The 24,817-nt window shown below is 37.6% G+C and carries 24 protein-coding genes and 1 pseudogene; 18 read left to right on the top strand and 7 right to left on the bottom strand.

Going from position 1 to position 24,817, the window contains the following annotated elements; translation table 11 throughout:
* Positions 1-368: 368 nt before the first annotated feature.
* Complete coding sequence (locus ACQKMF_RS17580) at positions 369-941, top strand: tyrosine-type recombinase/integrase (RefSeq protein WP_427574268.1); 573 nt, start codon at positions 369-371, stop codon at positions 939-941.
* Positions 942-1,530: 589 nt separating this feature from the next.
* On the opposite strand, the gene ACQKMF_RS17575 is transcribed toward ACQKMF_RS17580, so the two are convergent.
* Entirely contained in the window at positions 1,531-2,241 is a 711-nt protein-coding gene (locus ACQKMF_RS17575; protein ID WP_230175924.1) for a diphthine--ammonia ligase, read from the bottom strand.
* 323 nt (positions 2,242-2,564) lie between these two features.
* Complete coding sequence (locus tag ACQKMF_RS17570) at positions 2,565-2,960, bottom strand: GyrI-like domain-containing protein (RefSeq protein WP_260357710.1); 396 nt, start codon at positions 2,958-2,960, stop codon at positions 2,565-2,567.
* A gap of 291 nt (positions 2,961-3,251) precedes the next feature.
* Between ACQKMF_RS17570 and ACQKMF_RS17565 the strand changes: the two genes are divergently transcribed.
* From ACQKMF_RS17565 to ACQKMF_RS17540, 6 genes are all read left to right on the top strand, one after another.
* Entirely contained in the window at positions 3,252-3,926 is a 675-nt protein-coding gene (locus ACQKMF_RS17565; RefSeq protein ID WP_063233736.1) for a GntR family transcriptional regulator, read from the top strand.
* Positions 3,927-3,940: 14 nt separating this feature from the next.
* A complete protein-coding gene (gene lhgO, locus ACQKMF_RS17560) occupies positions 3,941-5,158 on the top strand; it encodes an L-2-hydroxyglutarate oxidase (protein WP_101225338.1) in 1,218 nt (405 codons plus the stop codon).
* 27 nt (positions 5,159-5,185) lie between these two features.
* A complete protein-coding gene (locus tag ACQKMF_RS17555; RefSeq protein ID WP_053535078.1) occupies positions 5,186-5,527 on the top strand; it encodes a DUF3870 domain-containing protein in 342 nt (113 codons plus the stop codon).
* Between the two features lie 328 nt (positions 5,528-5,855).
* Positions 5,856-6,794, top strand: a complete 939-nt coding sequence (glaH, locus tag ACQKMF_RS17550) for a glutarate dioxygenase GlaH (protein ID WP_101225337.1) — start codon at positions 5,856-5,858, stop codon at positions 6,792-6,794.
* Between the two features lie 345 nt (positions 6,795-7,139).
* Positions 7,140-7,358, top strand: a complete 219-nt coding sequence (locus ACQKMF_RS17545) for a hypothetical protein (protein ID WP_427574264.1) — start codon at positions 7,140-7,142, stop codon at positions 7,356-7,358.
* Complete coding sequence (locus tag ACQKMF_RS17540; RefSeq protein WP_427574262.1) at positions 7,355-7,906, top strand: hypothetical protein; 552 nt, start codon at positions 7,355-7,357, stop codon at positions 7,904-7,906. The genes ACQKMF_RS17545 and ACQKMF_RS17540 overlap by 4 nt, the downstream gene beginning before the upstream one ends.
* 243 nt (positions 7,907-8,149) lie before the next feature.
* Here the strand turns inward: ACQKMF_RS17540 and ACQKMF_RS17535 are convergent.
* Both ACQKMF_RS17535 and ACQKMF_RS17530 read right to left on the bottom strand, forming a co-directional pair.
* Positions 8,150-8,464, bottom strand: a pseudogene (locus ACQKMF_RS17535) (transposase); the annotation flags it as partial.
* 397 nt (positions 8,465-8,861) lie between these two features.
* Positions 8,862-9,974 carry an NAD(P)/FAD-dependent oxidoreductase gene (locus ACQKMF_RS17530; protein WP_427574260.1) on the bottom strand — a complete coding sequence of 371 codons (1,113 nt, stop codon included), beginning with the start codon at positions 9,972-9,974 and terminating at the stop codon, positions 8,862-8,864.
* A gap of 173 nt (positions 9,975-10,147) precedes the next feature.
* Between ACQKMF_RS17530 and ACQKMF_RS17525 the strand changes: the two genes are divergently transcribed.
* Positions 10,148-10,741 carry a branched-chain amino acid aminotransferase gene (locus ACQKMF_RS17525; RefSeq protein ID WP_101222207.1) on the top strand — a complete coding sequence of 198 codons (594 nt, stop codon included), beginning with the start codon at positions 10,148-10,150 and terminating at the stop codon, positions 10,739-10,741.
* A 240-nt stretch (positions 10,742-10,981) separates the two neighbouring features.
* Positions 10,982-11,920, top strand: a complete 939-nt coding sequence (locus ACQKMF_RS17520) for an MBL fold metallo-hydrolase (protein ID WP_402937087.1) — start codon at positions 10,982-10,984, stop codon at positions 11,918-11,920.
* 195 nt (positions 11,921-12,115) lie between these two features.
* Here ACQKMF_RS17520 and ACQKMF_RS17515 read toward each other — a convergent pair whose 3' ends face one another.
* Positions 12,116-13,723, bottom strand: a complete 1,608-nt coding sequence (locus ACQKMF_RS17515; protein ID WP_427574257.1) for an FMN-binding glutamate synthase family protein — start codon at positions 13,721-13,723, stop codon at positions 12,116-12,118.
* Positions 13,724-14,422: 699 nt separating this feature from the next.
* Between ACQKMF_RS17515 and ACQKMF_RS17510 the strand changes: the two genes are divergently transcribed.
* On the top strand, positions 14,423-15,571 hold the full coding sequence (locus ACQKMF_RS17510; RefSeq protein ID WP_427574255.1) for a glycerate kinase: 1,149 nt from the start codon (positions 14,423-14,425) through the stop codon (positions 15,569-15,571).
* Between the two features lie 1,155 nt (positions 15,572-16,726).
* Here the strand turns inward: ACQKMF_RS17510 and ACQKMF_RS17505 are convergent.
* A complete protein-coding gene (locus ACQKMF_RS17505; RefSeq protein WP_402937081.1) occupies positions 16,727-17,635 on the bottom strand; it encodes a LysR family transcriptional regulator in 909 nt (302 codons plus the stop codon).
* 164 nt (positions 17,636-17,799) lie between these two features.
* On the opposite strand from ACQKMF_RS17505, the gene ACQKMF_RS17500 reads away from it, so the two are divergent.
* The 7 genes from ACQKMF_RS17500 to ACQKMF_RS17470 all read left to right on the top strand — a co-directional run bounded on the left by ACQKMF_RS17500 (position 17,800) and on the right by ACQKMF_RS17470 (position 23,075).
* Positions 17,800-17,958, top strand: coding sequence for a hypothetical protein (locus ACQKMF_RS17500; RefSeq protein WP_402937079.1), 159 nt, complete (start codon positions 17,800-17,802; stop codon positions 17,956-17,958).
* A 107-nt stretch (positions 17,959-18,065) separates the two neighbouring features.
* Complete coding sequence (locus ACQKMF_RS17495; RefSeq protein ID WP_427574496.1) at positions 18,066-18,329, top strand: acyl-CoA dehydrogenase family protein; 264 nt, start codon at positions 18,066-18,068, stop codon at positions 18,327-18,329.
* Entirely contained in the window at positions 18,251-18,496 is a 246-nt protein-coding gene (locus tag ACQKMF_RS17490; protein WP_427574253.1) for an acyl-CoA dehydrogenase family protein, read from the top strand. The genes ACQKMF_RS17495 and ACQKMF_RS17490 overlap by 79 nt, the downstream gene beginning before the upstream one ends.
* A gap of 217 nt (positions 18,497-18,713) precedes the next feature.
* Positions 18,714-19,952: an MFS transporter gene (locus ACQKMF_RS17485; RefSeq protein WP_402937075.1), complete on the top strand. Its 1,239-nt coding sequence runs from the start codon at positions 18,714-18,716 to the stop codon at positions 19,950-19,952.
* 26 nt (positions 19,953-19,978) lie between these two features.
* Entirely contained in the window at positions 19,979-21,163 is a 1,185-nt protein-coding gene (locus ACQKMF_RS17480; protein WP_402937073.1) for a serine hydrolase domain-containing protein, read from the top strand.
* 585 nt (positions 21,164-21,748) lie between these two features.
* On the top strand, positions 21,749-22,096 hold the full coding sequence (locus ACQKMF_RS17475; RefSeq protein ID WP_034306796.1) for a PadR family transcriptional regulator: 348 nt from the start codon (positions 21,749-21,751) through the stop codon (positions 22,094-22,096).
* Entirely contained in the window at positions 22,083-23,075 is a 993-nt protein-coding gene (locus ACQKMF_RS17470) for an HAAS signaling domain-containing protein (protein WP_427574250.1), read from the top strand. The genes ACQKMF_RS17475 and ACQKMF_RS17470 overlap by 14 nt, the downstream gene beginning before the upstream one ends.
* A 153-nt stretch (positions 23,076-23,228) precedes the next feature.
* Here ACQKMF_RS17470 and ACQKMF_RS17465 read toward each other — a convergent pair whose 3' ends face one another.
* The gene (locus ACQKMF_RS17465) at positions 23,229-23,759 is read right to left on the bottom strand and encodes an IseA DL-endopeptidase inhibitor family protein (RefSeq protein WP_230175935.1); all 531 of its coding nucleotides are present in this window, start codon (positions 23,757-23,759) and stop codon (positions 23,229-23,231) included.
* Positions 23,760-24,424: 665 nt separating this feature from the next.
* On the opposite strand from ACQKMF_RS17465, the gene ACQKMF_RS17460 reads away from it, so the two are divergent.
* Positions 24,425-24,817, top strand: a complete 393-nt coding sequence (locus ACQKMF_RS17460) for a sporulation protein (RefSeq protein ID WP_230175936.1) — start codon at positions 24,425-24,427, stop codon at positions 24,815-24,817.

The raw sequence follows: 24,817 nt of genomic DNA, 5'->3' as shown, positions 1-24,817 counted from the left end.
AGACTATGTTAAAAATTAGAAAAATAGTTATTTTTAATAGTGCATGTACAAAAATATAATAAAAGTCATAAAAAACGAGCTTCATATTTAGCTTTTAAAGCTGTTGTTTTACTTTATTGGAGTCATAAATCAAGAAGAAGTTAAAAAGGCTCTATGAATCTATATAGCCGGTTAATGGCGGTTGGTAGATTATAGGTGCTTTCTGGTTTGTTTTTATAAGAATATTCTGAATGTAACAAAGGACCTGTATTGATACATTCAAAAACGCATTAAATCAAGGTTTATAAGGGTATCAAAATTTATAAAACTTGCCTTTTTTTCACCTGTTCACGTACAATGAAAGAAGGGGAAAGGAGAAAGAGCCATTCATGCAATCAGCCTCTCAAAGAATTAAAAATGTCCAGCCTATACGCCGGTTGGATCACATAGAAAAAATGAAAAAGTCACTATTAAAATATTGCAGCTACAGGGATTATATGATGTTTTCAATCGGGATAAACATCGGGTTACGTATAGGGGATCTTTTACAATTGCGAGTGAAAGACATTCTTGAGGGTACGCATATTGTCATTGTGGAGCAAAAAACAGATAAAATTAAGCGGTTCCTTGTCAATCCTCAACTTCGTAAAGAAGTTAGGAAGTATGTCCGGAAATCGAACCTGAAAAATGATCAGTATTTATTTCCAAGTCGAAAGGGTAATGGTCCAATCACCAGGGTACAGGCCTATCGGGTTCTGAACAAAGCGGCTGAAATGGCAGACATTCCGGATGTCGGTACACATACCCTACGAAAAACCTTCGGCTACTTGCATTACCAAAAATTCAAGGATATCGCTTTACTGCAGCAAATCCTTAATCATTCCAATCCAAAAGATACGATGATTTACATAGGACTCACACAGGATTTAATGGACGAAACATTAATGGATTTCTATTATTAACTGAAAAGGACGAAGTGCACTTCCTGTAGTACTCAGTATTTTTATATGGGTATCAAATTCCTTCAATGGGGAGTTATTTCAGAGTAAACATTATTTCGATATATCTGAATGGGTAGAAAAAACTAGTATCATTGGTGTGGAGAGGTGAAAGGGCACTCGGAATGGGATACGCGCCTTTTGCTAGGAAAATCGACTTCACTGAGGATTTTGAAAATTATAAGAGTTTTGGCCAGGTAATGGACAGAGTTTTAAATCAACCGAATGACTTCTCAAAAAAGACTAGAATATATAGTCTTTTTTTCTTGATACCACCGTACTGATTTTTATAAAGAGTCACTCGATTTAGTATATTAAAAACATTTACTTTTCTGAAATTCTGTTGTTTTCCTGTTTAACAAATAATGAAACAGAAAGTTATCAGAAATGAATGGTTACTGCAAAATTAAGTTACAATAAAAATATTATGTTAACTAAAACTCGATATTCTCCTACTGTCAAAGGACTCGAACTGCACCTCAATCGTTATAGAAAATCTCATAATTGGTGTGCAGTATGGAGTGGTTACCGCTAAAATAGGTAATTAGTTCGGTTATAAGGTACTCATATTCGTCATCTTATCTAGCTCCAAAGGCAAAAAAGCATATTCTCCGTCCTTGATTATCTCACATTTACGAACGGTAATTGGCTGTTTAAAAATGGGGCCGTCTATTACGGTCGTATGGAACTCTCCGCCTTCTCCGCAGGGGTCAATACCGCGAGCTTCAAGGTCCTTCACGTATTCATGGGTTAACGTTCGCCCTAAATCATCCTCTGTCATTCCCAATGATAAATTAACGGTTACGATGATCGTTACAAATCCTAGATTCATGAACTCTTCGACAGCTTCACGATGATTCATTTCCCATAAAGGCATTCCAAGCTTCAACCCGGCATTCTTCGTAACCTTATCATGCCAACAGCCATGGGCAGGCATATCCAAGTCTCCTGTTACTAAAACTTCTGCTCCTTGATTTTTAGCATTTTCTAAAAGGTGCATAAATACTTTTTCATAATCAGTCCAACTGGCAGCTGCAGTATATACAGGCAATCCTATTGATTCAGCTTGGGCATGTATGAGTTCCGGAGGCATTCCATGGGATCTGGAACGTTTTCCTTCTTCCTCCAGCATGACGATAAGTCCTACAGCTTCTCCAATCTTCATTGCTTTATAAAGGGCTAAGACACTATCCTTTCCTCCGCTAAAAGATGCTATGAACTTATGACCGCGAGCACTATTTTTCCAATCGATTAATTCTGACATTCATATTTTCCCCTTTATTCTAATGACATTTTGCCAATTTCCTATTTTATATATGAATTATGATAACTATATTTGTTTGATTTTATCACGGTTGAAGCCTTCAGATAAGATATTAATGCATCCTGATACAAAAAACTTGATTTAAAGGGAAGTTCTTCCCGAAAAAACTACTCTATAATGAACTGAACAATATAACGTGATTAATCCCTAGGGCACAAAGCTGAAATAAAAAGGCATGAGTCTCGGTGGGGGACCGATTCATGCCCTTAAGGCTAGCTAAATTGTATAGCTATTGTGGGTTTATTTCACATAGTAGCTTCTTTTTATAAAACCGCAATATGTATTTCCACTTTTCCATCAGGGTAATATTTTTCAAAATCCAGGCTATATTTCCTGTTCATTTTTTTCTCTTCCTCCAACTGCCATATCTTTTTCCAGGTTTCACCTATGGAATGTTCATCTTGTAAACACTCAAACACCGCGTATTCTTGATCTGGAATGACAAAATTTTCATTCGATACGGGGGTTTCGGTGGCTATAGCTAATGTATAATCTCCACGATAGTTACTTTCGTACTGATGGTATATCCCATATTTCATATCATTTTCAATATTATAATCATTTGTTTTGCTCCAAAGGGATCCGATTTTCTCGAAAAGATTTTTATCGGTGAAATTATTAGTCCTTATTTCGCCAATCATGTAGACTTCTTTACTCATTAACTAGCAACCCCTTATTTAAATAAATTTGAATACCACAATAATGATATCATAATGATGAGATTTTTTGGAAAGTTTTGGCGTTAGTTCCTGGTTTGGATTTTGTGAATTGAAGTTAAATATAAATGGAGGAACCAATTTATATTTTGATGGAAATTAGTTATTTTACCCTGTGTATTGTATCCAGTTTTATTTAGATTGGATACAATATATTAAAAATTTAGTATTGAAATCGCTTTATATAGTTGATATAGTTTAAATTGTATCCAATATCGAAAGGTGGACGCTGAATTGGATAATGCTAATTCTAAAAGAGATAAATCTACAATCGTAAAAAATGTAACGAAAAGTCTTAGGAAGGCGATTTTGAATGGGACGTTGAAAAAGGGGGAGCGACTCATTCAAGAGGAGTGGGCAGATCGCCTGGAGGTAAGCAGAATGCCCATTCGTGAAGCCCTTACACAACTTCAAATGGAGGGGTTGGTGGAAATGGTTCCTCATAAAGGAGCAATCGTCACACCGATTACCCGGGATGATATTGAAGAAATTTATCATACCAGATCTCTGCTTGAAGGCCTTGCTGTAGAAAAGTCGCTTCCTTATTTAACAAAGGAGGATAAAGAAAAATTAAAGGGAATTTTGATTGAAATGGAAGGGATTCAGTTATCTGATGAAACCAATGAACATTATATCCTTTTGAATGCGGCTTTTCATGAAACCCTCCGAAAAGGGTGCCCGTGGCCAAGAGTTCAAAAAATGGTAGAAACGTTGGGTATCTCACCCATTGCGCCGAATTTGCTGATTGATTATTACCCAGAAACGCAACGGGAACACCGGATGATTTATGAAGCGGCACTAAGAGGGGATCCTGCAGAACTAAGGGCAGCAGTAGAATTTCACATCTTACGGACTAAGAACAATTTAATTACGTATATGGAGTTGCTGAATACTAAAAATCATCAATAAAAGGAGTGTTAATTGTGTATGATTTCGCAATTGTTGGCGGGGGAATTGTAGGTTTATCGACGGGAATGGCACTTTATCAGCGTTTTCCTAATGCTAAAGTGGTAGTCATTGAAAAAGAGGCTGTTGTTGCAGATCATCAAACGGGGCATAACAGCGGTGTCATCCATTCAGGTATTTATTATAAACCAGGCAGTTTCAAGGCACGGTTTGCCCGTCAAGGAAGCAAATCAATGACGGAATTCTGCCGGATGCATGGAATTGAACATGATATTTGCGGAAAGGTCATTGTTGCAACAAAGCCAGAAGAGTTGCCCCTTCTAGATGATTTATTTTCACGCGGTTTGCAAAATGAGCTAGCTATCCAAAGAATCGGTGTGGATGAGTTAAAGGAAATTGAACCACATGTTAATGGACTTGGTGCCATTCGCGTCCCGCAAGCCGGCATCGTCAATTATCGTCAGGTAAGTGAAAAGATGGCGGATATCATCCGAGGCAACGGCGGTGAAATCAAGCTGAATACAAAGGTGGAGAAGATTGACGAGGATTCTGATGAAGTCATCATCGCTACGAACAACGGGACAATAAAAGCAAGGATAGTCATTAATTGCGCTGGATTGCACAGTGACCGTATCGCAGCAGCCGCGGGGTATAAAACTGATATGAAAATTGTCCCGTTTCGCGGTGAATATTTTAAATTGAAGCCTGAAAAGCGCTTTCTTGTCAATCATTTGATTTATCCGGTACCTAACCCTAAGTTTCCATTTCTAGGAGTTCATTTCACACGGATGATTAGCGGCGAAGTAGATGCTGGCCCAAATGCTGTACTAAGTTTCAAACGTGAAGGTTATAAAAAAACTGACTTCAATGCGAAGGATTTAACTGAAGTTTTAAGCTATAAAGGTTTTTGGAAACTGGCCAGTAAATTCATGAAGGAAGGGATGGATGAATATGTCCGTTCTTTTAGTAAAAAGCAATTTACGAAAAGCCTGCAGGAATTGATTCCGGAAATTCAAGAAGATGATTTAATCCCTGCACCTGCCGGAGTCCGGGCACAGGCGTTACAGGATGATGGTAATATGGTGGATGATTTTCATATTATAATGGGGAAACGGACCATTCATGTTTGTAATGCACCGTCACCTGCAGCAACAGCCTCCATTGAAATTGGAAAAGAGGTTGTTACCCGCATTCCGGAACAATCACACTTATTGGAAGCAGTATTGACTAAATAATATTCGTTAAAGAGAGGAAGAGGCCTCATGTTCAATGGTAAAACAATTTTTATTGCAGGTCACGCACGTTTACCTCAAGGGATGGCGGCGAAAAGTGTCTTTGAAACATTGACCATCACCGCGGAAGTCGATGCTAAATATGGTGTTGTCCTGGAGGCTTCATGTACACTGGCAACAGAGCATGGACGGGAATTTATTGGGCGTTTATTAAAAGGGATCAGTTTAAATGATGGTGTTGATGAAGCGATAGAATCGATTACATCTTATTATCGGGGGAAAGCGGCTAATGCATTGATTGCTGCCTTGAAGGACCTGGATCTCCATTTTCAGCAAATTAAAGCGGCAGAAAAAACGAAACTACCAAGTTAGTAAAATGATTTATCAGAATAATTTGTAAAAGATGTTGACATTTTTACGGAAAAACGTTTTAATGTAATTAAGCCAATATTATGACATTAACACCTTTTGGAAAATACCTTTTCAGAATCGTGTAAAGATCTTAATGATTGGAAACAGGAAAAATAAATCATACATAAACTGCATATTCGCTGTGACTCTATTTGCATAGAGCAGTGAAGTGAATATAAGCCAGTTGTACAGTTGGATTCCGATTTTATTTGGGGATCATGTGCGACTGGCTTTTTGTATTTCCTGTTAACTTTGTCACCTATATTACAAATAACAGGAGGAATCATTCATGAACATTGCAGAAAAAAAGAGAGCGAAGTTTGAAAGGAAAACAGAAAAATACGAGGTGAAAGTTCACCCTCAATCCAGCCGTTTATATCATATTGAAATTTCAAAAGAGGCGATTGCTGCTTTTTTAGAAACGGTATCCAAGGATAATCAGTCTGTTCAGCATCTGGAATATACGCCATATGCACGACTCATCATTGCTTCATATCTTTTGGATCAAGTAGGGGAAGACTTTGGTGAATTGCTTCGTAACATCGTTCATGATCGGGAATCCGGCGGCTTCACCCTTGGCTTGGAGGGTGTCACGGAGAATACAGATGAATATGTCATTTTTGCAACGGCTATTTCATACTTGCTCGGAACTCCAAACCATGATGCCATGTCAGGAAAATATTATGCCCGTTTTAGTGTTCAAGACACGGATAGCAGTGATTCATATTTGCGTCAGGCCTATCGTTTATTTACACTTCATACGGACGGAACCTTTGTTGATGAACCAACGGACTGGTTACTGATGATGAAGATGATCGAACAAAATGCCCGCGGTGGCGAATCACGCTTATTGCACCTAGACGATTGGAAAGAGCTTGATATGTATGTAAATCATCCATTATCAAGCCAGAAATTCACGTATAAGGCACCGAAAAGCAAGAACATTGATCAGGAAATTGAAAGATTGACCTTCTTCAATCATAATAACAAACCTGGTATATGTTTTATCGATCAATTTGTTTATCCTGATTCGATTGAACAAGCCAAATACTTACGCGATTTATCCAATTCATTAGAAAACGATGAAAGTGTACTTGAACTGGAACTGCCAGTTGGAGATTTAGTTGTCGTCAACAATATATTTTGGCTTCACGGCCGCGCTGCATTTGAAAAAGATCCGAACCTGAATCGTGAATTGCTTCGCCAGCGCGGAAGATTCAATCAATAGTTTCATTTTGTAAACCCAAATTTTTTCATCCCCAAATACCATTTTTAAGATAAATTCTTTTCAACCCAAGGGTTGGAAGCAATTTATCTTTTTTTTTTGAAAAGGTTCATTCTTTTAACTTTATCTCGTCTGAGTAAAACTTTTTAAGTAGGGTACCATCAGGCATACTACATTACGTTTTTATCATGATGGAGAGATCAAACAACACTTTATAAACGACTAGTATTTTCAATCTCCGTTAAGGAATATACGGATTCAAAAAGATTCATAATGCTCCAATGTGCGAAACTGAATTTCTGATATACTGATATGGCCAAAATATATAGAAAGAGGGGATAGTACTTTATGGGGATCGCTAATTTTTCTATTTTTACGCAATTTAAAAACTTAATTAATGCTTTACCTGCTGCCTATACAGATGAAATGATACTGAGCGAGCAATTTTTGCTTGAAAGAGATGAAAAGAAGAAGCTCGAAATCTATTACGCACCTTTTGAATATGTAAATGAACGGGCAAAAGTGGTGATTGTCGGAATCACTCCTGGATTACATCAAATGAAATGAAAAAATCTTATTCTACAGTAATTAATGCAAAAGGGCTTATACATAGTGATGAAGAGATCCTGAACGAAGTAAAAAAGAATTCCAGTTTTGAAGGAACGATGAGAAAAAATTTGATTCAAATGTTAGATGAGCTTGGATTACACACATACTTAAACATATCGTCCGCACTGGACCTTTTTAACGAAGCAAGTCACCTCGTTCATACTACCTCTGTTTTAACCTATCCAGTTTTTTATAACGGTAAAAACTACAGTGGAACAACTCCGAACATATTAAAGACCGAGTTGCTTAAAAAAAATATAATGGAGGGCTTTGCTGCCGAAATAGGTACGATTGAAAGCCCGCTTATTATTCCTTTAGGCGTTAATGTTTCCAAGGTCTTAAATTATTTAGCAGGTCAGAATTATTTGGATGCTAACAACATGCTACTAGGATTTCCTCATCCATCTGGAGGAAATGGTCATCGTCATAAGCAATTTGCAGCAAATAAAGAGCAAATGAAAATGATGTTACAGCACTATTTTTCAAAGGGAATGACCGTTGGTTAAATAGGGGGCTGTATGCTCAATGGTAAAATTAACTATTTACTAGTGATATTTTGGGGATTATAATAAGAACAAATGTTCTTTATTATAGGAGGCATTAAAATGGATGAACTAGAGGAATTTTTAAAATCACTTACTATTGAAGAGTTAAAAGTTATTTATGAAGAAGTAAGTGAATCAGATATTAATAAATAAATGAAATAAATTGAAATTGAAGATTCTTATTTTTTCATTTCAAAGAACAGCATGATTTTTTCCGAACGTGGAGTAGGAGGTACTTTATCATGAAAACCATAGCCTAAGAACCAGCGGTAAGCCATATAAATCGTTTACCCAGGGAACGAATACCGAATGTACATTGAATAAATGTCAATTCAACTAAAATACTGGATTAATACTTGGGCGTCCTAACTTTGAATACATATCTTTCACCAAGTCATAAATGAAAGTGAAGTCAATGGAAGCCTCCATTTTACGAACCAAATGGTTCGCCGGCACCAGTCGATCTAAAGTAATCATTTCAAGTTGATCTCGCTGAATAGAATCATGTTTAGAAAGCATCTTCATCACCTCAAGTTTTAATACTTCTATTTTAAAACAAAAATGACCCTAGGCAAAAGTGTTCTATCTAAGAGTTAAAGCAAAGTTGATTGGAACGGAAGGTACGAGACTCCTGCGGGAAAAGCGCGTATAGGGAAGACACCGCAGGCAAAAGCCGAGGAGGCTCCCCAACCGCCCGCGGAAAGCGAGTGCCTGGAGTGTAAATTAACGTCCAAATTGTACAAGCCATAAAAAATAGACAAACTCGATTTTCCTCGAGTTTGTCTACAGTCTGAATCAAGGACCCATTAAAGGTCCTTGGTTTTTCTTATGAAAAGGACCATTTGAAAAAAACTGATCTAGTAATTTTCAGATCAGTCGAAGTTCATAAAGCAAGTTAGGTAATGGGAAGCTAAATTTATAGAGCACCTCTGACATCATAATTTTCTATATCGATTTCAATTTTTCTATCAAGTGCGAGATTTGCCAATAGTGAGCCTATATATGGGCCCATTGTTAAACCGGATGCTCCAAGACCATTGGCTACGATTATTCCTTCCCAGTCAGGCAAAGGACCAATGACCGGAAGGAATCCCGGCGTGAATGGACGAAATCCGACCCTTGCTTCAACAAACGTACTATCTGTCAAACCGGGAGCGGTTTGCAAGGCTTTATCGAAAACCTCCTGGAGTCCTCCTGCGGTCATTCGAGTATCGAAAACTTCCGTATTTTCGTGAGTCGCCCCAGCAACGATTTTATTATTATCGAAAGCCAAAAGATATTGATCACTGGGAGGCATGACTACAGGCCAGTCATTAGTATTGTCATTTGGCGTTTCCAGATGAATGATTTGAGCCTTTTGGAAGGTGACTTGAAAATTCACGCCGAGTGGCTTCAGTAATTGCGGTGCCCAAGCGCCAGCACAAACAATCACTTTATCGGCAGATATGAATTCATCTCCCAGTGTTACACCTGTCACTTGTGCACCGTTATATGTAAGTATGGCCTCACCATACATAAGTTTTGCACCGTTTTTTTGTGATGCCCGCAATAAGGAATCACGTAGTGCGCGTCCATCCACCCGGGCCGCACCACTCACGTGAACGGCTGCATATTCACTGGAAAGAGGCGGAAATAAGGCACGTGTTTCCTCTGCAGAAAGTATTGTGATCGTCCCGATCTCCGGTGCATCTTCTTTCCGTTTTGCAGCCCGGTTCTTCATGGCATTCAGTTTATCTTCAGCGGTATGTAAACTTATAGCTCCGACCTGGGCATACCCAGTCTCGGTTTCCCCGTCCCGTTCAAGTTCTTCAATTAAACCCGGATAAAAAGCCGCACCATTTTTGGCAAGGAGATACCAAGCTTGGTTGCGTCTTTGCGAAATCCAAGGGCAAACGATTCCTGCAGCTGCAGATGTTGCCTGACCGATATCTTGTCGGTCAATAATGATCACTTCAACCCCATTTTTAGCCAACTGATAGGCAGTGGAAGCTCCCAAAATTCCTGCACCAACTACAATGATTTTTTGCATGATTCAACATCTCATTTCTCTCATATGTATAAACGCTTACCACTACTATATCGAAGACACGAAATGATTGCCACAACTGATATTGTAATTTCTTTCACAAAGTTATTTTATCTATAGTGAATATGCTATGATTGATATTGCGAAAGCTTGAAAAGATACTAGGAGGACATATCATGCTAAAAAAACAAATGGAATCATACATATCAAAATCCGTAATCGAAAACAAGGTTGAGTTATTTAAAGAAGAAAAGGATTATGTCGAAAAGCATAAATTAATCGCCGATGATATCATTTTAGTGGAAAAAGAAAATGCATCCCGTTTTACAGATGCTTATATGGAGCGAAGTAATAAAGAGAGCGAAGAGTTAATCTCTGAAGAGAACTCTGCATTTTTATCACAACCGATCGAGTATTTGAAAAATAACAAAGATGAATTCCTTTACTTTGAATCACAATGGTTCGAATTAATCGGTGTTGAGGCACTTTCTTTAGAAGTCGATGATGTTTTTGGTACGTATAACGCGATGTTCGGATTGAAATTCCAGAAAAAAATGGGAGAAGTTTTAAAAACGTATTTAACTAAGGAACTTCAAGCTGAAATAGGTTCGTTCAGTTTAATGTTTAACCAGGGCGACGGGCTATGGGATGTTAATTTAGCCTTGGATAACATTAAAGGATTCCGAGAAGACATGACATTAGAGGAAGCTTTTAATTTAATCTATCATTTTCTTTTTATCCTTGTTCAAACAATCGAGGAAAATATGTAAAACGAGGTGCCGCCATAAATTTTAATGGCGGTTTTTTTTATTTCTTGATTTAACCAATGCCCCTAGGCTTTGCTTCTGGATTTTAATCGCTGGCTCTGGATATTGATAACAGGAAATTGAAAAAATTCGTCGAATTGATTAATGATATACATTTATTTAATAAACTTAAATGTTTTGTTTTTAGCAATTTCGATTTTTTGTTTTATGTAAATGAAGTTACATCGGAAGGGGAAGTTATACTTGCTGAATGAACTGAAAGTAACTCAAGTTACCATTCCATTGCCTTTTAGGTTGGATCATGTCCATTGTTTCCTAGCGGAAGGTGAAAAAGGGTGGACAATCATTGATTCGGGATTAAATAACAAAACGACAAGGGATTTATGGAACCCGATTATCGAAAAACACGATATTACCGATATTATAATCACCCATTATCACCCTGATCATTTCGGGTATGCAGGGACATTACAACAATTGACCGGTGCGGATGTTTGGATGACACAAGTGGATGAACATGCGGGAACTACGTATTGGGAAGCCGATTCGCTGAATCTGCTTAAAGAAAATTATAAAGCATGTGGTATGGAAGACGATTTATCCGTGGCCTTATCCAGTGACGAAAGAGGATTCATGCCACAAGTAAAACCCTATCCTACCGTAAATCATCATCTTGAAGAAGGAATGAAACTGCACTTTGGCAAATATGAGTATGAAGTGATTTTCACGCCGGGACATTCTGATGGCTTGATATCCTTATACAATAAGGAAAAAAGTGTCCTTTTTTCGACAGATCATATATTGCCTAGGATATCTCCAAATATTTCTTATTGGTTTAAAGGTTTCAGCAACCCATTGGAAGAGTTTTTTAATTCTTTGAAAAAAATACAAAAGCTGGATGTTGAATATGTCATCCCTTCACATGGGAAACCGTTTCAAAATGCCAATAAAAGAATTTTTGAATTGTTGGAACACCATCAGGACCGTTTGCATGTTATTCATGAAAACATGAAAGAGCCGATTTCAGTAAATAGTGCTTGCCAGATCTTATTTAGAAATCTGTCCATTCACGAGACCAGGTTTGCTGTTGGTGAAACATTGGCACACCTAGAATACCTTCTTTTAAATGACCAATGCAGAAAGTTTAAACGTGATGGTAAATGGTATTATCAATCCATTTGATATTTTGAATGATAACGTATCGAAACTGATTTTATCTCATGTCGTCTAAAACGGCTTATATTGCTGCAACTTATGTATCATTATCGCTATGGGGAAGGGAAAAGTGGAGGCAAGGGGATATTCGATTACTTGCTTGAATAATGGCTTCATTGATAAAAAACCACCGCCCATCAAACAACTTGGGCGGTGGTTTTTTCATTGCCTGACACCTATTTGTCCCTTAACTTCGTTCATAATATCTTCAAGGGAAGTGACAATGCCTTTATCGTCCTTATAGCTAATGTGCTTAGGTTGAAAATGGATCGGCGAATCTAAACCAGCAGCGGCTGAGATTCTAAATAATCCTTTTCTAAGCGTAACAAGAAAGTTGACCACACGGTATTTCTTTTCATCAATGACAAGTGCCTTTTGCAATTCCGGATCAGTGGTTGCTACCCCGACAGGACAAGCATTGGATTGACATTTCATCGTCTGTATACATCCTATCGCAATCATGAAACCTCGAGCTATGTTAACAAGGTCGGCTCCCATGGCTAGAGCTATCGCTATTCTATCAGGCGTGAACAATTTACCGGAGGCGATGATTTTAACGCGATTGCGGACACCGTATTTTTCCAATGTCGATACTAAAATCGGCAAAGCGGATTTTATCGGTAATCCTACGCTATCGATCAATTCCTGGTAAGATGCACCCGTGCCGCCTTCACCGCCATCCAAGGAAATGAAATCCGGACCTTTCCCGGTTTCTTTCATGTAGCTAGCAAGCTCTTCAACACTGTCATTGCCACCGATGACCATTTTGATGCCGACCGGGATGCCTGTATGTTCCCTGATTTTTTCGATAAAATCGCACATGGATTCTACGTCATTGAATTGATGAAACCGATTCGGACTATCAATCGCTTTGAACGGTACGACCTTGCGGATCTCAGCGATTTCCGGATTCACTTTTTCAGCATCGATATGCCCTCCGCGAGTTTTGGCACCTTGAGCCAATTTGATTTCAAATGCTTTGATTTCGGGTATTTCACTTTTTCTTTTTAACTCATCCCAATCCATTTCGCCGATACTATCACGAACCCCAAACATGGCTGGACCGATTTGCATGATTATATCCACACCGCCGATTAAATGATAAGGAGAAAGTCCGCCTTCCCCTGTATTCATCCATGTGCCTTTAGCTGCAGCCAATCCCTCAGAAAGGGCAGTGATAGCGTTCTTCCCTAAAGAACCATAACTCATGGCGGACATGCCGATAAGCCCTTTTAATCGAAAGGGATTCTTGGTGTTTGGGCCGATGATTACGGCATCCTCATCATCCAATAAGAACGCAGAGGATACTTCATCTCCCCATTTTTCCTCTCGCTGTGAGAAAAGCGGGTCTTTTACTAGAATATATCTTTTAGTCGTCACTTTTGTTTCTCGATCGTATTTTTCTTCTTCGGCCAATTTTGGAAACATACTGTTTTTAACAAAGAAGCCTTCTTCATCAAAATCCCGTTTTGAGCCAAAACCTATGACATCCCGTAAATATTTTGAACTTTTCACCATATGTTCATAGTCATCCCGGGAAAAGGGTTTTCCTTCGTTATCACTGTTAAACCAATATTGCCGCATTTCAGGACCGATTTTTTCCAGAAAGTAACGAATTCTCCCAAGCACGGGGTAATTCCTTAAAATTGCATGATGCTTCTGCGTGCGATCAAAGAAAATCATATAAAGTAATAGTAAAACCAAAACGATAATGATGATGAAAATAACGGTAAATCCAAGGATAATTAAAAGATTTGCGATGCCACTCATTCAATCCCTCCTGATATGCAAAAAAAATCATGTATTTTTAATCTACTCGGTAATTCGATCAATTATACAGAATTCCAACGCAAGGTTTTTATAGGGATGAAACGAAAATAATTTAAATAGGCAATATTGTCCTCACAATTTCTTTCAACTTCTCCTTTTCGATTGGCTTACCCAAATGGCTAACTGTAAAGTTATGGCATAATGCAGCAACCGTGGATTAGTTGATTTTTATTGGATTTATACTCCCGATATTTAAGTTAATTTTTGCAGTGTCCTGAACAACTTTTCAGATAAACTGCCTACAAATCTTTCTTGGAAATTTCGGTTTAGTCCGCCCATCTATCCTTTCCAACAGAGTCTTTGTTTTCCACCTCAGTTATATCGTAAAAGCTGATTCAGCTTCCCGGAAAGAGTGGAATATGTATGACACCTTTTCTTCAATGCCCGAATCGATTCGTATTCCTGGCAGGACACCCACCCATTGATGACGATCATTTTCGTGAATGACTAAAGGCTTTCCCGTTTTCAGTCCTTGCTATGAGTTATCATGAAAAGGGGGGCGGTAGTTTAAGCCCTAAGCATTATACTTTGGAAGTTGGGAATATAACAGAAAACTTACCATAAAATCATTTTTTGTATATGATTAAAATATTTCCGGGGATTATAATTAAATTGAAATATATTCAAGGGGGATTGAGCATGAAAATTGTAATTGCACCAGATTCCTATAAAGGAAGTTTGTCAGCGTTAGAAGCCTCCAAAGCAATCGAGCGAGGGGTCAAGAAGGCACTGCCGGATGCGAAGACAGAATTGATTCCTGCAGCGGATGGCGGGGAAGGTACGCTGGATAGTCTTGTGGCAGCTACGAATGGGCGAAAAGTTGAAGCGACAGTTAAGGGGCCTTTACTTGAAGACGTTCAGGCAGCGTATGGAATATTGGGCGATCAGGAAACATGCGTGATTGAAATGGCCAGTGCATCAGGTCTGTGCCTAATCGATCCAGATGAGTTGAACCCATTGATCACTACTACATACGGAACAGGGGAGCTTATTCAAAAGGCATTGAATGATGGCTGTCGAAAGTTTATTTTAGCAGTAGGTGGAAGCGCTACCAATGATGGCGGTGTCGGTATGCTCCAGGCTTTGGGAATCAAGGTGTTTGATGAAAATGGTAAATCGCTGGGATTCGGGGGTGCCGAATTATCGCGGATATCAGAAATTAATACGGATGAATTTGATTCCAGAATAGCAGATTCCGAGTTTTTGATTGCCTCGGATGTCCAAAATCCATTAGTCGGTCCCGATGGGGCATCAATTGTATTCGGACCCCAAAAAGGGGCGACTCCTGACATGGTTGAATTGCTTGATAAAGCTTTATCATCTTGGGCTGATTTGGTGGAAATCAAGACAGGCATACACTTGCATGATAAAGCTGGTGCTGGTGCTGCAGGTGGAATTGGTGGTGCATTTCAAGCCTTTTTCCGTGCAGAAACAAAAAGGGGCATCGATATTGTTATGGAGTACACGAAAATGGGTGAAAGAATGTCCGATGCCGATTGTGTTTTTACGGGTGAGGGTCAAATCGATTACCAGACTGTTTCGGGCAAAACACCAATGGGAGTTGCACAAGAAGCTAAAAAGCATGGTATTCCCGTATTTGTTTTGGCTGGATCGATAGGAACAGGTATTGAAGTTTTATATGACCATGGAATAACTAGTGTTCACAGTTTGGTGAACGCTCCTATGACTTTAAAGGAAGCCATGGAAAGAGGTGCTGAATTGTTGGAAGTTTCAGCCGAACAAGTAATGCGGGCTTTTTTGGGGCAGTCAAAAATAGGGGGTAATTAATTGTTATCTAAAAGAACTTAAAGATATAAAGAAAGGGATCTAAATGAAGAGAGCTTGAAACAATTGGAAATTTTTGAATGGATTCGTAATAAATAATTAGCTTAAGAAATTAGTCCTCAAGGTTTATAAGAATTCCTATTTAGTTAACGGTGGGCATTTTATAAAATTGGTGACGATGCCTTGCTATTGAACAAATCCTCTAGGAGCATGGCATTACACAGAGTGTGTCTTATAGAGGGAGTTGTTACGATAACGATGTTATGGAAAATTTTTTTAGTATCATGAGATCGGAACTGTCTTTAAGACAGTTTTTTTATTGAGGGACAGTTTAGTTGAATAAGAAAAAGTTAAATGGAATAATGCGGTTCTTAGATTGGATGGATCGCTTTTTTTGCCTGATAAATTTTAAGGATTTTGTATGTTTTTATTCTGGACAGGCGTTATATTTTCCGACATGGCATAAAATCAATTGTTTCAATTAAAGATTTTAAAATTGCAGAAGAATATTATTCTACTTTATTTCACGAAATGATTCACGTATATAAAAACATTAGCAAAACTATAATATTCTCTTTAAAAACATATAAATACGTTGATGAATACGGGTTTTTACGCTTAAACATCAATGTTGTAATTAAGTATCTCAATGAAAAAATTCATAACTCAGCTTAGATTCAGGAAGCAAAAACCATTCTGTGATTCAAAAATTGAATGATGTACAAAAATTAAGCATTTTAATCTTGAATTATTATATTTATTAATATAAAACATGGAATGTATGCGAATTGAATACTTTCTTTGAAAACATATTGTAGTAAATAGATAGGGGAATCATTATCATTGAAAAAATTAATGTTGATTACGACTGGTGGAACAGTAGCCTCAATTGAAGGATAAACGGACTCACCCCTTAACTGCATGCCGATTTATTATGTTACATACCTGAATTAAAGGTACACTGCCATATTGTTCCAACATTCTGACCATGGATAATTCTTCTAAAAGCAAATGGTCATGGACACTGTAATCGTGAATCCTCTTTTTCCTAATTTTTATAGAAATGGATTAATTCGCATTTGAAAAATAGTACTTAGTAGCATGTTATTCTTAAAACTTTTTGAATTTCTACAGAGGATTGCGAGTAATAGTAATACCTCATTCTAATTTAGAGATATGTAATTTGAGATATTTTAAAAACTCTCTTGCTGCTAAAGAAAAGTGTTTATTCTTTGACCGGACCCATCCGAAGGATCTGAGGCTAGGTTCAATATTGATTAAAGGGATTGGAATAATTTCTCCACTTTTTACATAATGATCATCCTTTAGTGCGATATCCATCAAAAAGCTGATCGCCAATCCTTCTGAAACGGCTTTTTTTATGACTTCGGTATTGTTAGAAGCAAATAAAATATTCATCGGTCCGTATCTATTCATATATGCTGAAATGGAATCCTTCCATATTCCCTCATCATACATCACGATGGTTTCATCGATTAGCTCCTCAGGAGTGATATGATCACTGAACGCAAATGGTGAATGTTGGCTGACACATACCATAACCCTCCCTTCTAATAAGGTTTCATAAACCAGCTCTTCATGAGCATTCCAATCTACTTCATCGATCATCGCTAATCCAATATCAATTTTCCCTTGAATAAGATCTTCCATAATATTGGGTGATTTTTTTTCGGTCATGATAACCTTGAAATTAGGATAGTCTTTTTTAAAGATTGCTAACGTTTTGAGTAAAATCGGCATAAATAAGCTGGGGCTTGCCGATAAATTAAATTCTCCGTTTATTAAGGAGGTTTGCGTTTGTGCTTCTTCCTGTATTTCTTCAAGCTTTATGACAATCTCATACGCTTTTTTAATGATGTTTTTCCCTTCTGCTGTCGGGAGGGCGCCTAACCGTGAACGTGTAAACAAATTTATGCTTAATTCTCGCTCCAAATGGGTAATCGCCTTGCTAATGGTGGATTGGGAAACATGAAGATTTTGTGCAGCGATGGAAATAGAACGAGTTTTAGCCACTTCTACAATATATTTTAATTGTTCTAGATGCACAATTATCCCTCCTTAATATGAATTCCATTCAAGTATATATGATATATAGCTATTTTACTTTATTTACAATCATATTTAAAATAAAATTTAGAATATTGAAAATATTAAAATTGCGTTAAAAAAGTGAATTTTCTTCTTTTGTACCAGTTGGAAAGGAGTACAGGATGCAGGATGCAGTACAAATAGAAAATGTTGAAGAATTAAGGAAAAGTCTGCTTCAATTTATTCACAATGAGTTGTTACCGTTTGAAAAGGAACACGAAATTGATGCAGAGAAAGAAATTTCAATGGAACAAATTAAATGGGTCAGAAAACGGTCGTAGGAACTGGGGTTTTACGGCAGTAGCCTTCCGAAAGAGTCAGGAGGGCAAGCACTTAGACTGAAAGGGCTATGTGTAATAGAGGAATTGGCAAAATCAAGTGTAGCTTTATGGGGGCACGTATTAGTGGAAATAGGCGGAACATTAAATTCAGTTCGAACAGCCGATTGGAGAATTTCAAGCGATTCAACATATGCTGCCCGGAAATGGCAACGGAAATATACGCCGCGCGCTGCATGCTCTACGATGTGTTAGAAAAGATTGATAACGGTGAAGAGGTAAGAGGAGCTCATCCATGGTTAAAGTTTTTTCCTCAGAGGTCGCAAATCGAGTTGCCGACAAAGCTGTACAAATCTTTTGGGGGCATGGACTAATGAAAGGACATCCTGTCGAGAAAATGTACAGAGACATAAGAATGTTTAGAATTTTAATGGGACAACGGAAGTCCAAAAAAGGTGATTGCAATAGAATTGCTAAAAAAATAAGAAATGAAGGTGAATTCACTTTGTTTGAGTATTCTGGGAAGGAACGGCACGTCTAGTAAATTAGTAAATATAAAATGCAGTAGACATACCGATTATGTCTTTTACCAACTTTGGTTGGTCTATTATTTATAAGATATTTTGCAAGAAAAAATGAAAGCCCTTCCATTTCAAGTTTTATTATTGAATAAGTATAGGTATGATAACGGCGAACAGTGGTGATGATTACCTCAAAAGGTCCAAATCATAGCCATACCTTAAAAAGGAGCGAATGGAATGCAAGCATATACGACCAATAAAAAGAGTAAATCTATTATTATCACTCTCCTATTTGTCGGAATGGCAATAAGTTATATTGATAAAGCGTCGATAAATGTAGCAATCATTCCCATTCAGAAAGCCCTGCACCTTAACTCTTTTGAATCAGGATTGGTTTTAAGTATCTTCTTTTTCAGTTACGCTTTGATGCATCCAATAGGAGGGTGGCTTACCGATAAGTACGGTTCACGAAAAGTGTTGGTCTTTTCCGTTTTAGCATTTTCGCTTTTTACGGCACTTACGAGTCTTGCTTGGTCATTTGCCTCACTACTTTTTTTACGTTTCCTATTTGGTATGGGGGAAGGAAGTGTATTTCCAGCCAGTATGCGTTCGATTTCTGATTACTTCCCCGAAAATGAAAGAGGAAGAGTAAGTTCATTTTTTCTTTCTGGACAAACGTTCGGCGGAGCGATCGGTTCTGTAATGATAGGAATTTTAATAGCTTCCATTGGATGGAGATCGATGTTTGTCAGTATTGGGTGTATTGGCGTTTTAATCGCATGGGCACTTTGGGTCCATCTAAAAACTCCTGTAGAGGTACAAATCTGTAACGAGGATCAGATTCCAAAGAAGGCACCTTCTTATAAAAAGGTATTTAAAACCAATAACTTTTGGCAAATCTTCATTGCAAAATTCTTTTCCAATATCGTGAATTGGGGAATGATCTCCTGGATGCCGTCCTATTGGGTTAGTAAAGGGTTAGATTTGTTGTCAGCAAGTGCTTTAATGTCAATCCCTTATATTGCTTCCTTTCTTATGTTTAATGTCAGCGGATTGATATTAGATAAATATATGGTGGGAAAAGAAAAATATTTGGCCATAGCAGGATCCATATCTTCTGGTTTCTTTCTTTTTATGATGTTTAATGCAACGTCTGTTTCCCTAGGGATTGTTTATATGACCTTTAATGCAATTTCCATTGCGTTTATCGGAACCTCCCTTTACACGATTGTCATTAAATACTCATCAAAGGAATTAACTGGGTCTATAACAGGTCTTGTCAGTTTTGGCGGACAAATTGCCGGAGGAATTTCCCCCGTCGTCATTGGGTTTATCCTTACTCTTTTCAACGGTTCATATAATGCCGCTTCCTGGTTTTTAATCACTGCTGCATTGGCAGGGGCAATTGCATCATTAACGATTAAAAATAAAGTTAAAGAAACAAAAGAAGATGTGCTTATAGAGCAATCTTTTTAAAGAAATAAAAAACAGGAGGGATTGTCATGAAGTCCATTACAACGAATGAAATGAAGGTTTTTCCGACAAATTCAGACGATATCGTGACTAAGGATAATTGGTTTACTTCAAAAAAAAATTTGCGAGGGTATTGTCAGATCGGTGAACTGAGTCCCAGCCGTATCATCTGGAGAGGTAACCATAGGCCCACCCCTTTATCATATGCCAAAGATTCATTAGATTTAGCAAAAATAAACGTTACTAATGCTGAAAGTGTTTTAGCGTATCTCGAGAGAACGAATACTGATGCTTTTTTAGTGATGCATAAAGGAAAAGTTTTGTACGAGAACTATTTTTACGGCTATAAATCGTTTCTGCCGCATGCTTTGAACTCGGTTACAAAATCATTTGTCGGCCTGATTGTTAGTTTGCTTGCTAATGAAGGATTATTGGATTTAAATAAAAAAGCTTCCTTCTACATTCCTGAGTTAGAAGGAACAGGACTTGGTGAGGGAACTGTTCAGCAATTGCTTGATATGCAAGTTCCTGTGAAATATATGGAAGTTGACACGCCAATGGGAATAGGCCGTGGGACACCGATTTTCATTGCATCCGGTTCAATACCAAAACCTGATAACTATAATGGGCCTGAAAACCTATACGAATTTATGTTATCGAGCAAAAAAGATAAATTGCCTGGTACTGTATTTAAGTATGAAAACGGACAATCAGAAACATTGGGATGGATTGTCAAACGCTTGACAGGGAAAAACTTAGCAGAATTAATTCAAGAATTCATCTGGTCCAAATTGGGGGTAGAAGAAAACGCGCTCATGCACTTGGATAAAATCGGTACGGATATAGCCAGCGGCGGTATGCGGGCAACATTGCGTGATTTGGCACGATTTGGCGAAATGATGCGCAACAATGGTTACTACAATGGCCAACAAATTATTCCGGAACATTTGATAAGGGGAATTCAAAAAGGAGGGAATCAAAAATATTTTGCGGAAAGTACTCATCATTATCTTACAGGATTCTCCTATCATAATAAATGGTGGGTTAGCCATGATCCATACGGCGGATATTCAGCTAGAGGGAAGTTTGACCAGCGAATACACATTGCACCAAAAGCTGATACGGTGATTGTAAAATTATCTTCCTATCATTCTCCTGATTCAGAGGGAATAGATGCTTTTCAAGCGATAATAGAATATTTAATAAAGCAATAAGATCAAGCCGGGAAAAGCTTTAGCTTTACATGGATGTCTTATAGCGCTATCACATAAAAAGGTTAACATTAAAATTTGCACAGTAGCATTTAGTAAATGATAGAACGTATTAGCTTGATACGGACTAGTGATCTATTGTCCGAGTAGGGTTTTGACAACTTCTTCTTAAGTTTTCCATCATATCCTTGGAACGGAATTTACTTTTGAAGATAATCCCTTCCTACCAAAACAAACTCGGTATGTTTGTGTCAAAGTGTTACCTTCCCGTCGCACGGATCCGTCTAAATACTGAAATTACTTAACGATGAATCAAGCCTTGCAAAATTTTTCCGTCTTTTTAACAAAGGGACTAATTTATTGAAAACAGCCCAGGGTTCTTACACTGTATCCAATTTATCACATGATATTAAGGGTCATTCTTGTGTGATATTTATAATGAAAAAGGAGAGGCGTGAAACGCTTCTCTTTTTTATGCTTTAAATTAAATATATTTTAATTTTTATGGTGTTGTAAGAACTAAAATAGTGTATGATGCATAGTATAAGGTATGGTGTACGTCACATAGTATAGGGAAGAGGTGATTGGATGAGCACTTTACTGAATTCATTAACCACTGAGCTGCGCAGAGGCACTTTGACGTTAGCTGTTCTGAGTCAGCTCAAAACCCCTCAGTATGGGTACTCGCTTGTCCAGCGTTTAGAGAAGTCGGGAATTACCATTGATCAAAGTACTTTATATCCTTTACTTCGACGCCTGGAAAAACAAGAATTGGTGACCAGCAGCTGGGATACTTCTGAAAGTAGACCGCGCAAGTACTATTCTTTAAGTGATTATGGGGGAGAAATCTTCACTCAGTTAAAGGAAGAATGGGAAAAAACTTCTCAAGAGCTTTATATATTATTAAAAGGAGAGGGAGAAGATGGAGCTGATTGAACTTTATATTCAGGAAGTGACCCGCAGGCTGCCTGAAAAAAACCGGGAGGATATTGGGCTTGAGCTTCAATCTACAATCGCAGATATGCTTCCGGAGGATCACACGGAGCAAGACGTGAAAGCGGTTCTATTAAAATTAGGAGATCCGGTTACACTGGCAAGTGGTTATCGCGATCGGCCGATGCATCTGATTGGACCGCGTTATTATGATTTTTATATCAGTCTGTTGAAAATGATTTTACCAATTGCTGCAGTCATTTCACTTTTTGGATTAGTAGGGGATAATCCGTTTCGGGTAATGGGTGATAATACGGTTATGGATGCGGTTTTCACCATAATCGGGAAAGCGATATCAGGTATCATCAGTACAGGTATCCAAGTGTTTTTCTGGCTGACGCTCTCATTTGTCATTTTAGAACGCATGGATACTTCAAAAGATCAGTCCCCTTTAACCAAAGACTTGAAACCATGGACACCGGAAAACCTAAAAGATATTCCGAACATTTCAAAGCAAAAAGCGATTTCCATGATCGAAATATTTGCAAGTTTGTTAGGTCTTTCTGTATTCGCGGCCCTTTATTTCAATGCAGCAAACCTGTTAGGCGTCTATGAAAAAAGAAATGACAGTCTCATTTTCGTAACACCTTCTTTTAATCAAGAGGTATTGAATACCTATTGGCTGCCGGTATCTTGCGTCGTTATCATTGGGGTTCTCTTGGCGATTTATAAATTATTTTTAAGACAATGGACCCTGAAATTAGCTTTATTCCATGCTATATACCAGCTGTTGTCCACTCTGACCTTCATCATCATCATCAGTAATCCTAATTTATTGAACCCCGAATTCATTGCATACCAAAAAACACTATTCTCAATCGATGATTGGAAAACCTCGATTTACTGGGGTCTCATACTCATCACAATCTTTTTTGCCGCCTATGATTCCTATCAAGGCTTTCGAAAGGCAAAAATCCGTTAAGGCACAGCAACCTAGCTGTGTTTTTTTGTTTTTAAAGTTCCATGATGTGAAAAGATTTCTCAAGATAAAAGGGAAAACAGAAAAACGCCTCATATGAAATATAGTTTTTAACCAACTATACAGCATATGAGGCGTTACATTTAAACCAACTTTTTATTGAACTGCATCGAACTGATTGACTTTCCAAGTGGATCCGGATTTATAAAAGGTAACCGTTCTTTTTACTGACTCACCGTCGACTGTAGGTACAGTTAAGTTGTAGGACCTAACGTTCAGTTTTTGATAAACCAATTTAATTTTTGCTTTTCTCCACTCCAACATGCTGAAGCCGTCTCCGATTGGACGGGCTAATTTCCCTTTATGGGTAATGTAATTATATTTGGTCAGACCCTTTTCAACTGCATTATTAGTAAATGTCTCTGCTAAGTAGGTAGTCAATTTATCTTTTGTATTAAACTCTTGGCAAAGGTATGAATACTCTGTCCCTTTATAATTGAAAGTTTTTTGTGAACATGAACGGGTTTTATATCCATGTAAAGCATTCCAAAAATGTTTGCTGGCATTATCGGCTATCTTTAATGCATTTGCATCAGACAAATTCTGTGATGTCGTTTTTGCGGTAACCTGACCACTTAGAGTGAAAAATAAAATAATGGATAATAGCATACCTAAAAATTTTTTCATAATTAATCTCCCCAATCCCTAATAGGATACTTATGTAACGAAAGTTTAATAAATATTACAATTGTTACATTTATATTACAACATGATTGGCGCAAGTAAAAGAGAAATCTTGTTAATTTTTAAATATAATTTTAGTTTTCCATTAAATATACATAGTTTGTTCATTTTATTCTTTTTGAAAGCGGCGTTTTAAATAGAAGGTCACTGCTGTTACATACTTCATATTCCACGAACTGGCCTATTTAAAACCCAGAAGTTCATTCTTTTTCAATAACGGGACAAGTTGATTCATTATATTTTCATTAATATCAAGATATGTACAAATAATTCGAATTTCCCGGGAAGCGCCTAAAAAAAATAAAATATAAAGGTTTGACAAACTTTCTAATCCTACCGTATTATAAATTATATACTTGAATACATTCTCCAAAGGGGAGTAGCTTTTACAACAACGTCGTCATTACGGGGCTCTTTGCTCTCGGTGTTGTTGGCAGCATATTGTTGTTAGCCAGACCTTACCTATTGGTAAAGGTCTATTTTCTTTTAGTAAACCTTTACCAAAATGGTAAAGGTTTTTTTGTAGTCCAGATCAGGTTGCCCTTTCGGAAATGTATAAACATGAGGGTTTAGTAGAAAAACAAATAAATATAAATGGAGTGTATTAGTTGATACTGAGAAAATCTTTGTTACTTTTAGGGATAGGTTCTGCACAAATAGATTTAATCCTTCCGAAAAATACGTATAAATCTGGTGAATGCATAAATGGGTATTTCTTGATTAAGGGTGGTACCCTTGCGCAAAGAATAAGGAGGATCGAATGTGATTTGATCATGGATACTCATTCTACAGGATTGGAAGAGATCCTTAAAACGAGCACCATTTTGTCTTCAAGGGAGATAAATTCAGGGGAAAGCAATGAAATTCCTTTTAACTTTTGTCTTCCTATATTGAAGGAGCCTTATAAACGAGGGGTTTCATACCGTCTTAAAACAAGACTTATCCTTGATAAAGGGATAATAGGCAAGGATGATGACTGGATTTTAATTGATTCTGAATAA

Source organism: Peribacillus sp. NPDC101480, assembly GCF_050277335.1.
GTDB lineage: Bacteria > Bacillota > Bacilli > Bacillales > DSM-1321 > Peribacillus.
Note: the sequence above shows the minus strand (reverse complement) of the source record. Positions and strands in the feature narration are given on the sequence as shown.

Coding starts and splice junctions, on each gene's coding strand:
- ACQKMF_RS17580 (WP_427574268.1), top strand. CDS start 369: ATGCAATCAGCCTCTCAAAGAATTAAAAATGTCCAGCCTATACGCCGG.
- ACQKMF_RS17575 (WP_230175924.1), bottom strand. CDS start 2,241: ATGTCAGAATTAATCGATTGGAAAAATAGTGCTCGCGGTCATAAGTTC.
- ACQKMF_RS17570 (WP_260357710.1), bottom strand. CDS start 2,960: ATGAGTAAAGAAGTCTACATGATTGGCGAAATAAGGACTAATAATTTC.
- ACQKMF_RS17555 (WP_053535078.1), top strand. CDS start 5,186: ATGTTCAATGGTAAAACAATTTTTATTGCAGGTCACGCACGTTTACCT.
- glaH (WP_101225337.1), top strand. CDS start 5,856: ATGAACATTGCAGAAAAAAAGAGAGCGAAGTTTGAAAGGAAAACAGAA.
- ACQKMF_RS17545 (WP_427574264.1), top strand. CDS start 7,140: ATGGGGATCGCTAATTTTTCTATTTTTACGCAATTTAAAAACTTAATT.
- ACQKMF_RS17540 (WP_427574262.1), top strand. CDS start 7,355: ATGAAAAAATCTTATTCTACAGTAATTAATGCAAAAGGGCTTATACAT.
- ACQKMF_RS17530 (WP_427574260.1), bottom strand. CDS start 9,974: ATGCAAAAAATCATTGTAGTTGGTGCAGGAATTTTGGGAGCTTCCACT.
- ACQKMF_RS17525 (WP_101222207.1), top strand. CDS start 10,148: ATGCTAAAAAAACAAATGGAATCATACATATCAAAATCCGTAATCGAA.
- ACQKMF_RS17515 (WP_427574257.1), bottom strand. CDS start 13,723: ATGAGTGGCATCGCAAATCTTTTAATTATCCTTGGATTTACCGTTATT.
- ACQKMF_RS17510 (WP_427574255.1), top strand. CDS start 14,423: ATGAAAATTGTAATTGCACCAGATTCCTATAAAGGAAGTTTGTCAGCG.
- ACQKMF_RS17500 (WP_402937079.1), top strand. CDS start 17,800: ATGCAGGATGCAGTACAAATAGAAAATGTTGAAGAATTAAGGAAAAGT.
- ACQKMF_RS17495 (WP_427574496.1), top strand. CDS start 18,066: ATGGGGGCACGTATTAGTGGAAATAGGCGGAACATTAAATTCAGTTCG.
- ACQKMF_RS17490 (WP_427574253.1), top strand. CDS start 18,251: ATGGTTAAAGTTTTTTCCTCAGAGGTCGCAAATCGAGTTGCCGACAAA.
- ACQKMF_RS17485 (WP_402937075.1), top strand. CDS start 18,714: ATGCAAGCATATACGACCAATAAAAAGAGTAAATCTATTATTATCACT.
- ACQKMF_RS17480 (WP_402937073.1), top strand. CDS start 19,979: ATGAAGTCCATTACAACGAATGAAATGAAGGTTTTTCCGACAAATTCA.
- ACQKMF_RS17475 (WP_034306796.1), top strand. CDS start 21,749: ATGAGCACTTTACTGAATTCATTAACCACTGAGCTGCGCAGAGGCACT.
- ACQKMF_RS17470 (WP_427574250.1), top strand. CDS start 22,083: ATGGAGCTGATTGAACTTTATATTCAGGAAGTGACCCGCAGGCTGCCT.
- ACQKMF_RS17465 (WP_230175935.1), bottom strand. CDS start 23,759: ATGAAAAAATTTTTAGGTATGCTATTATCCATTATTTTATTTTTCACT.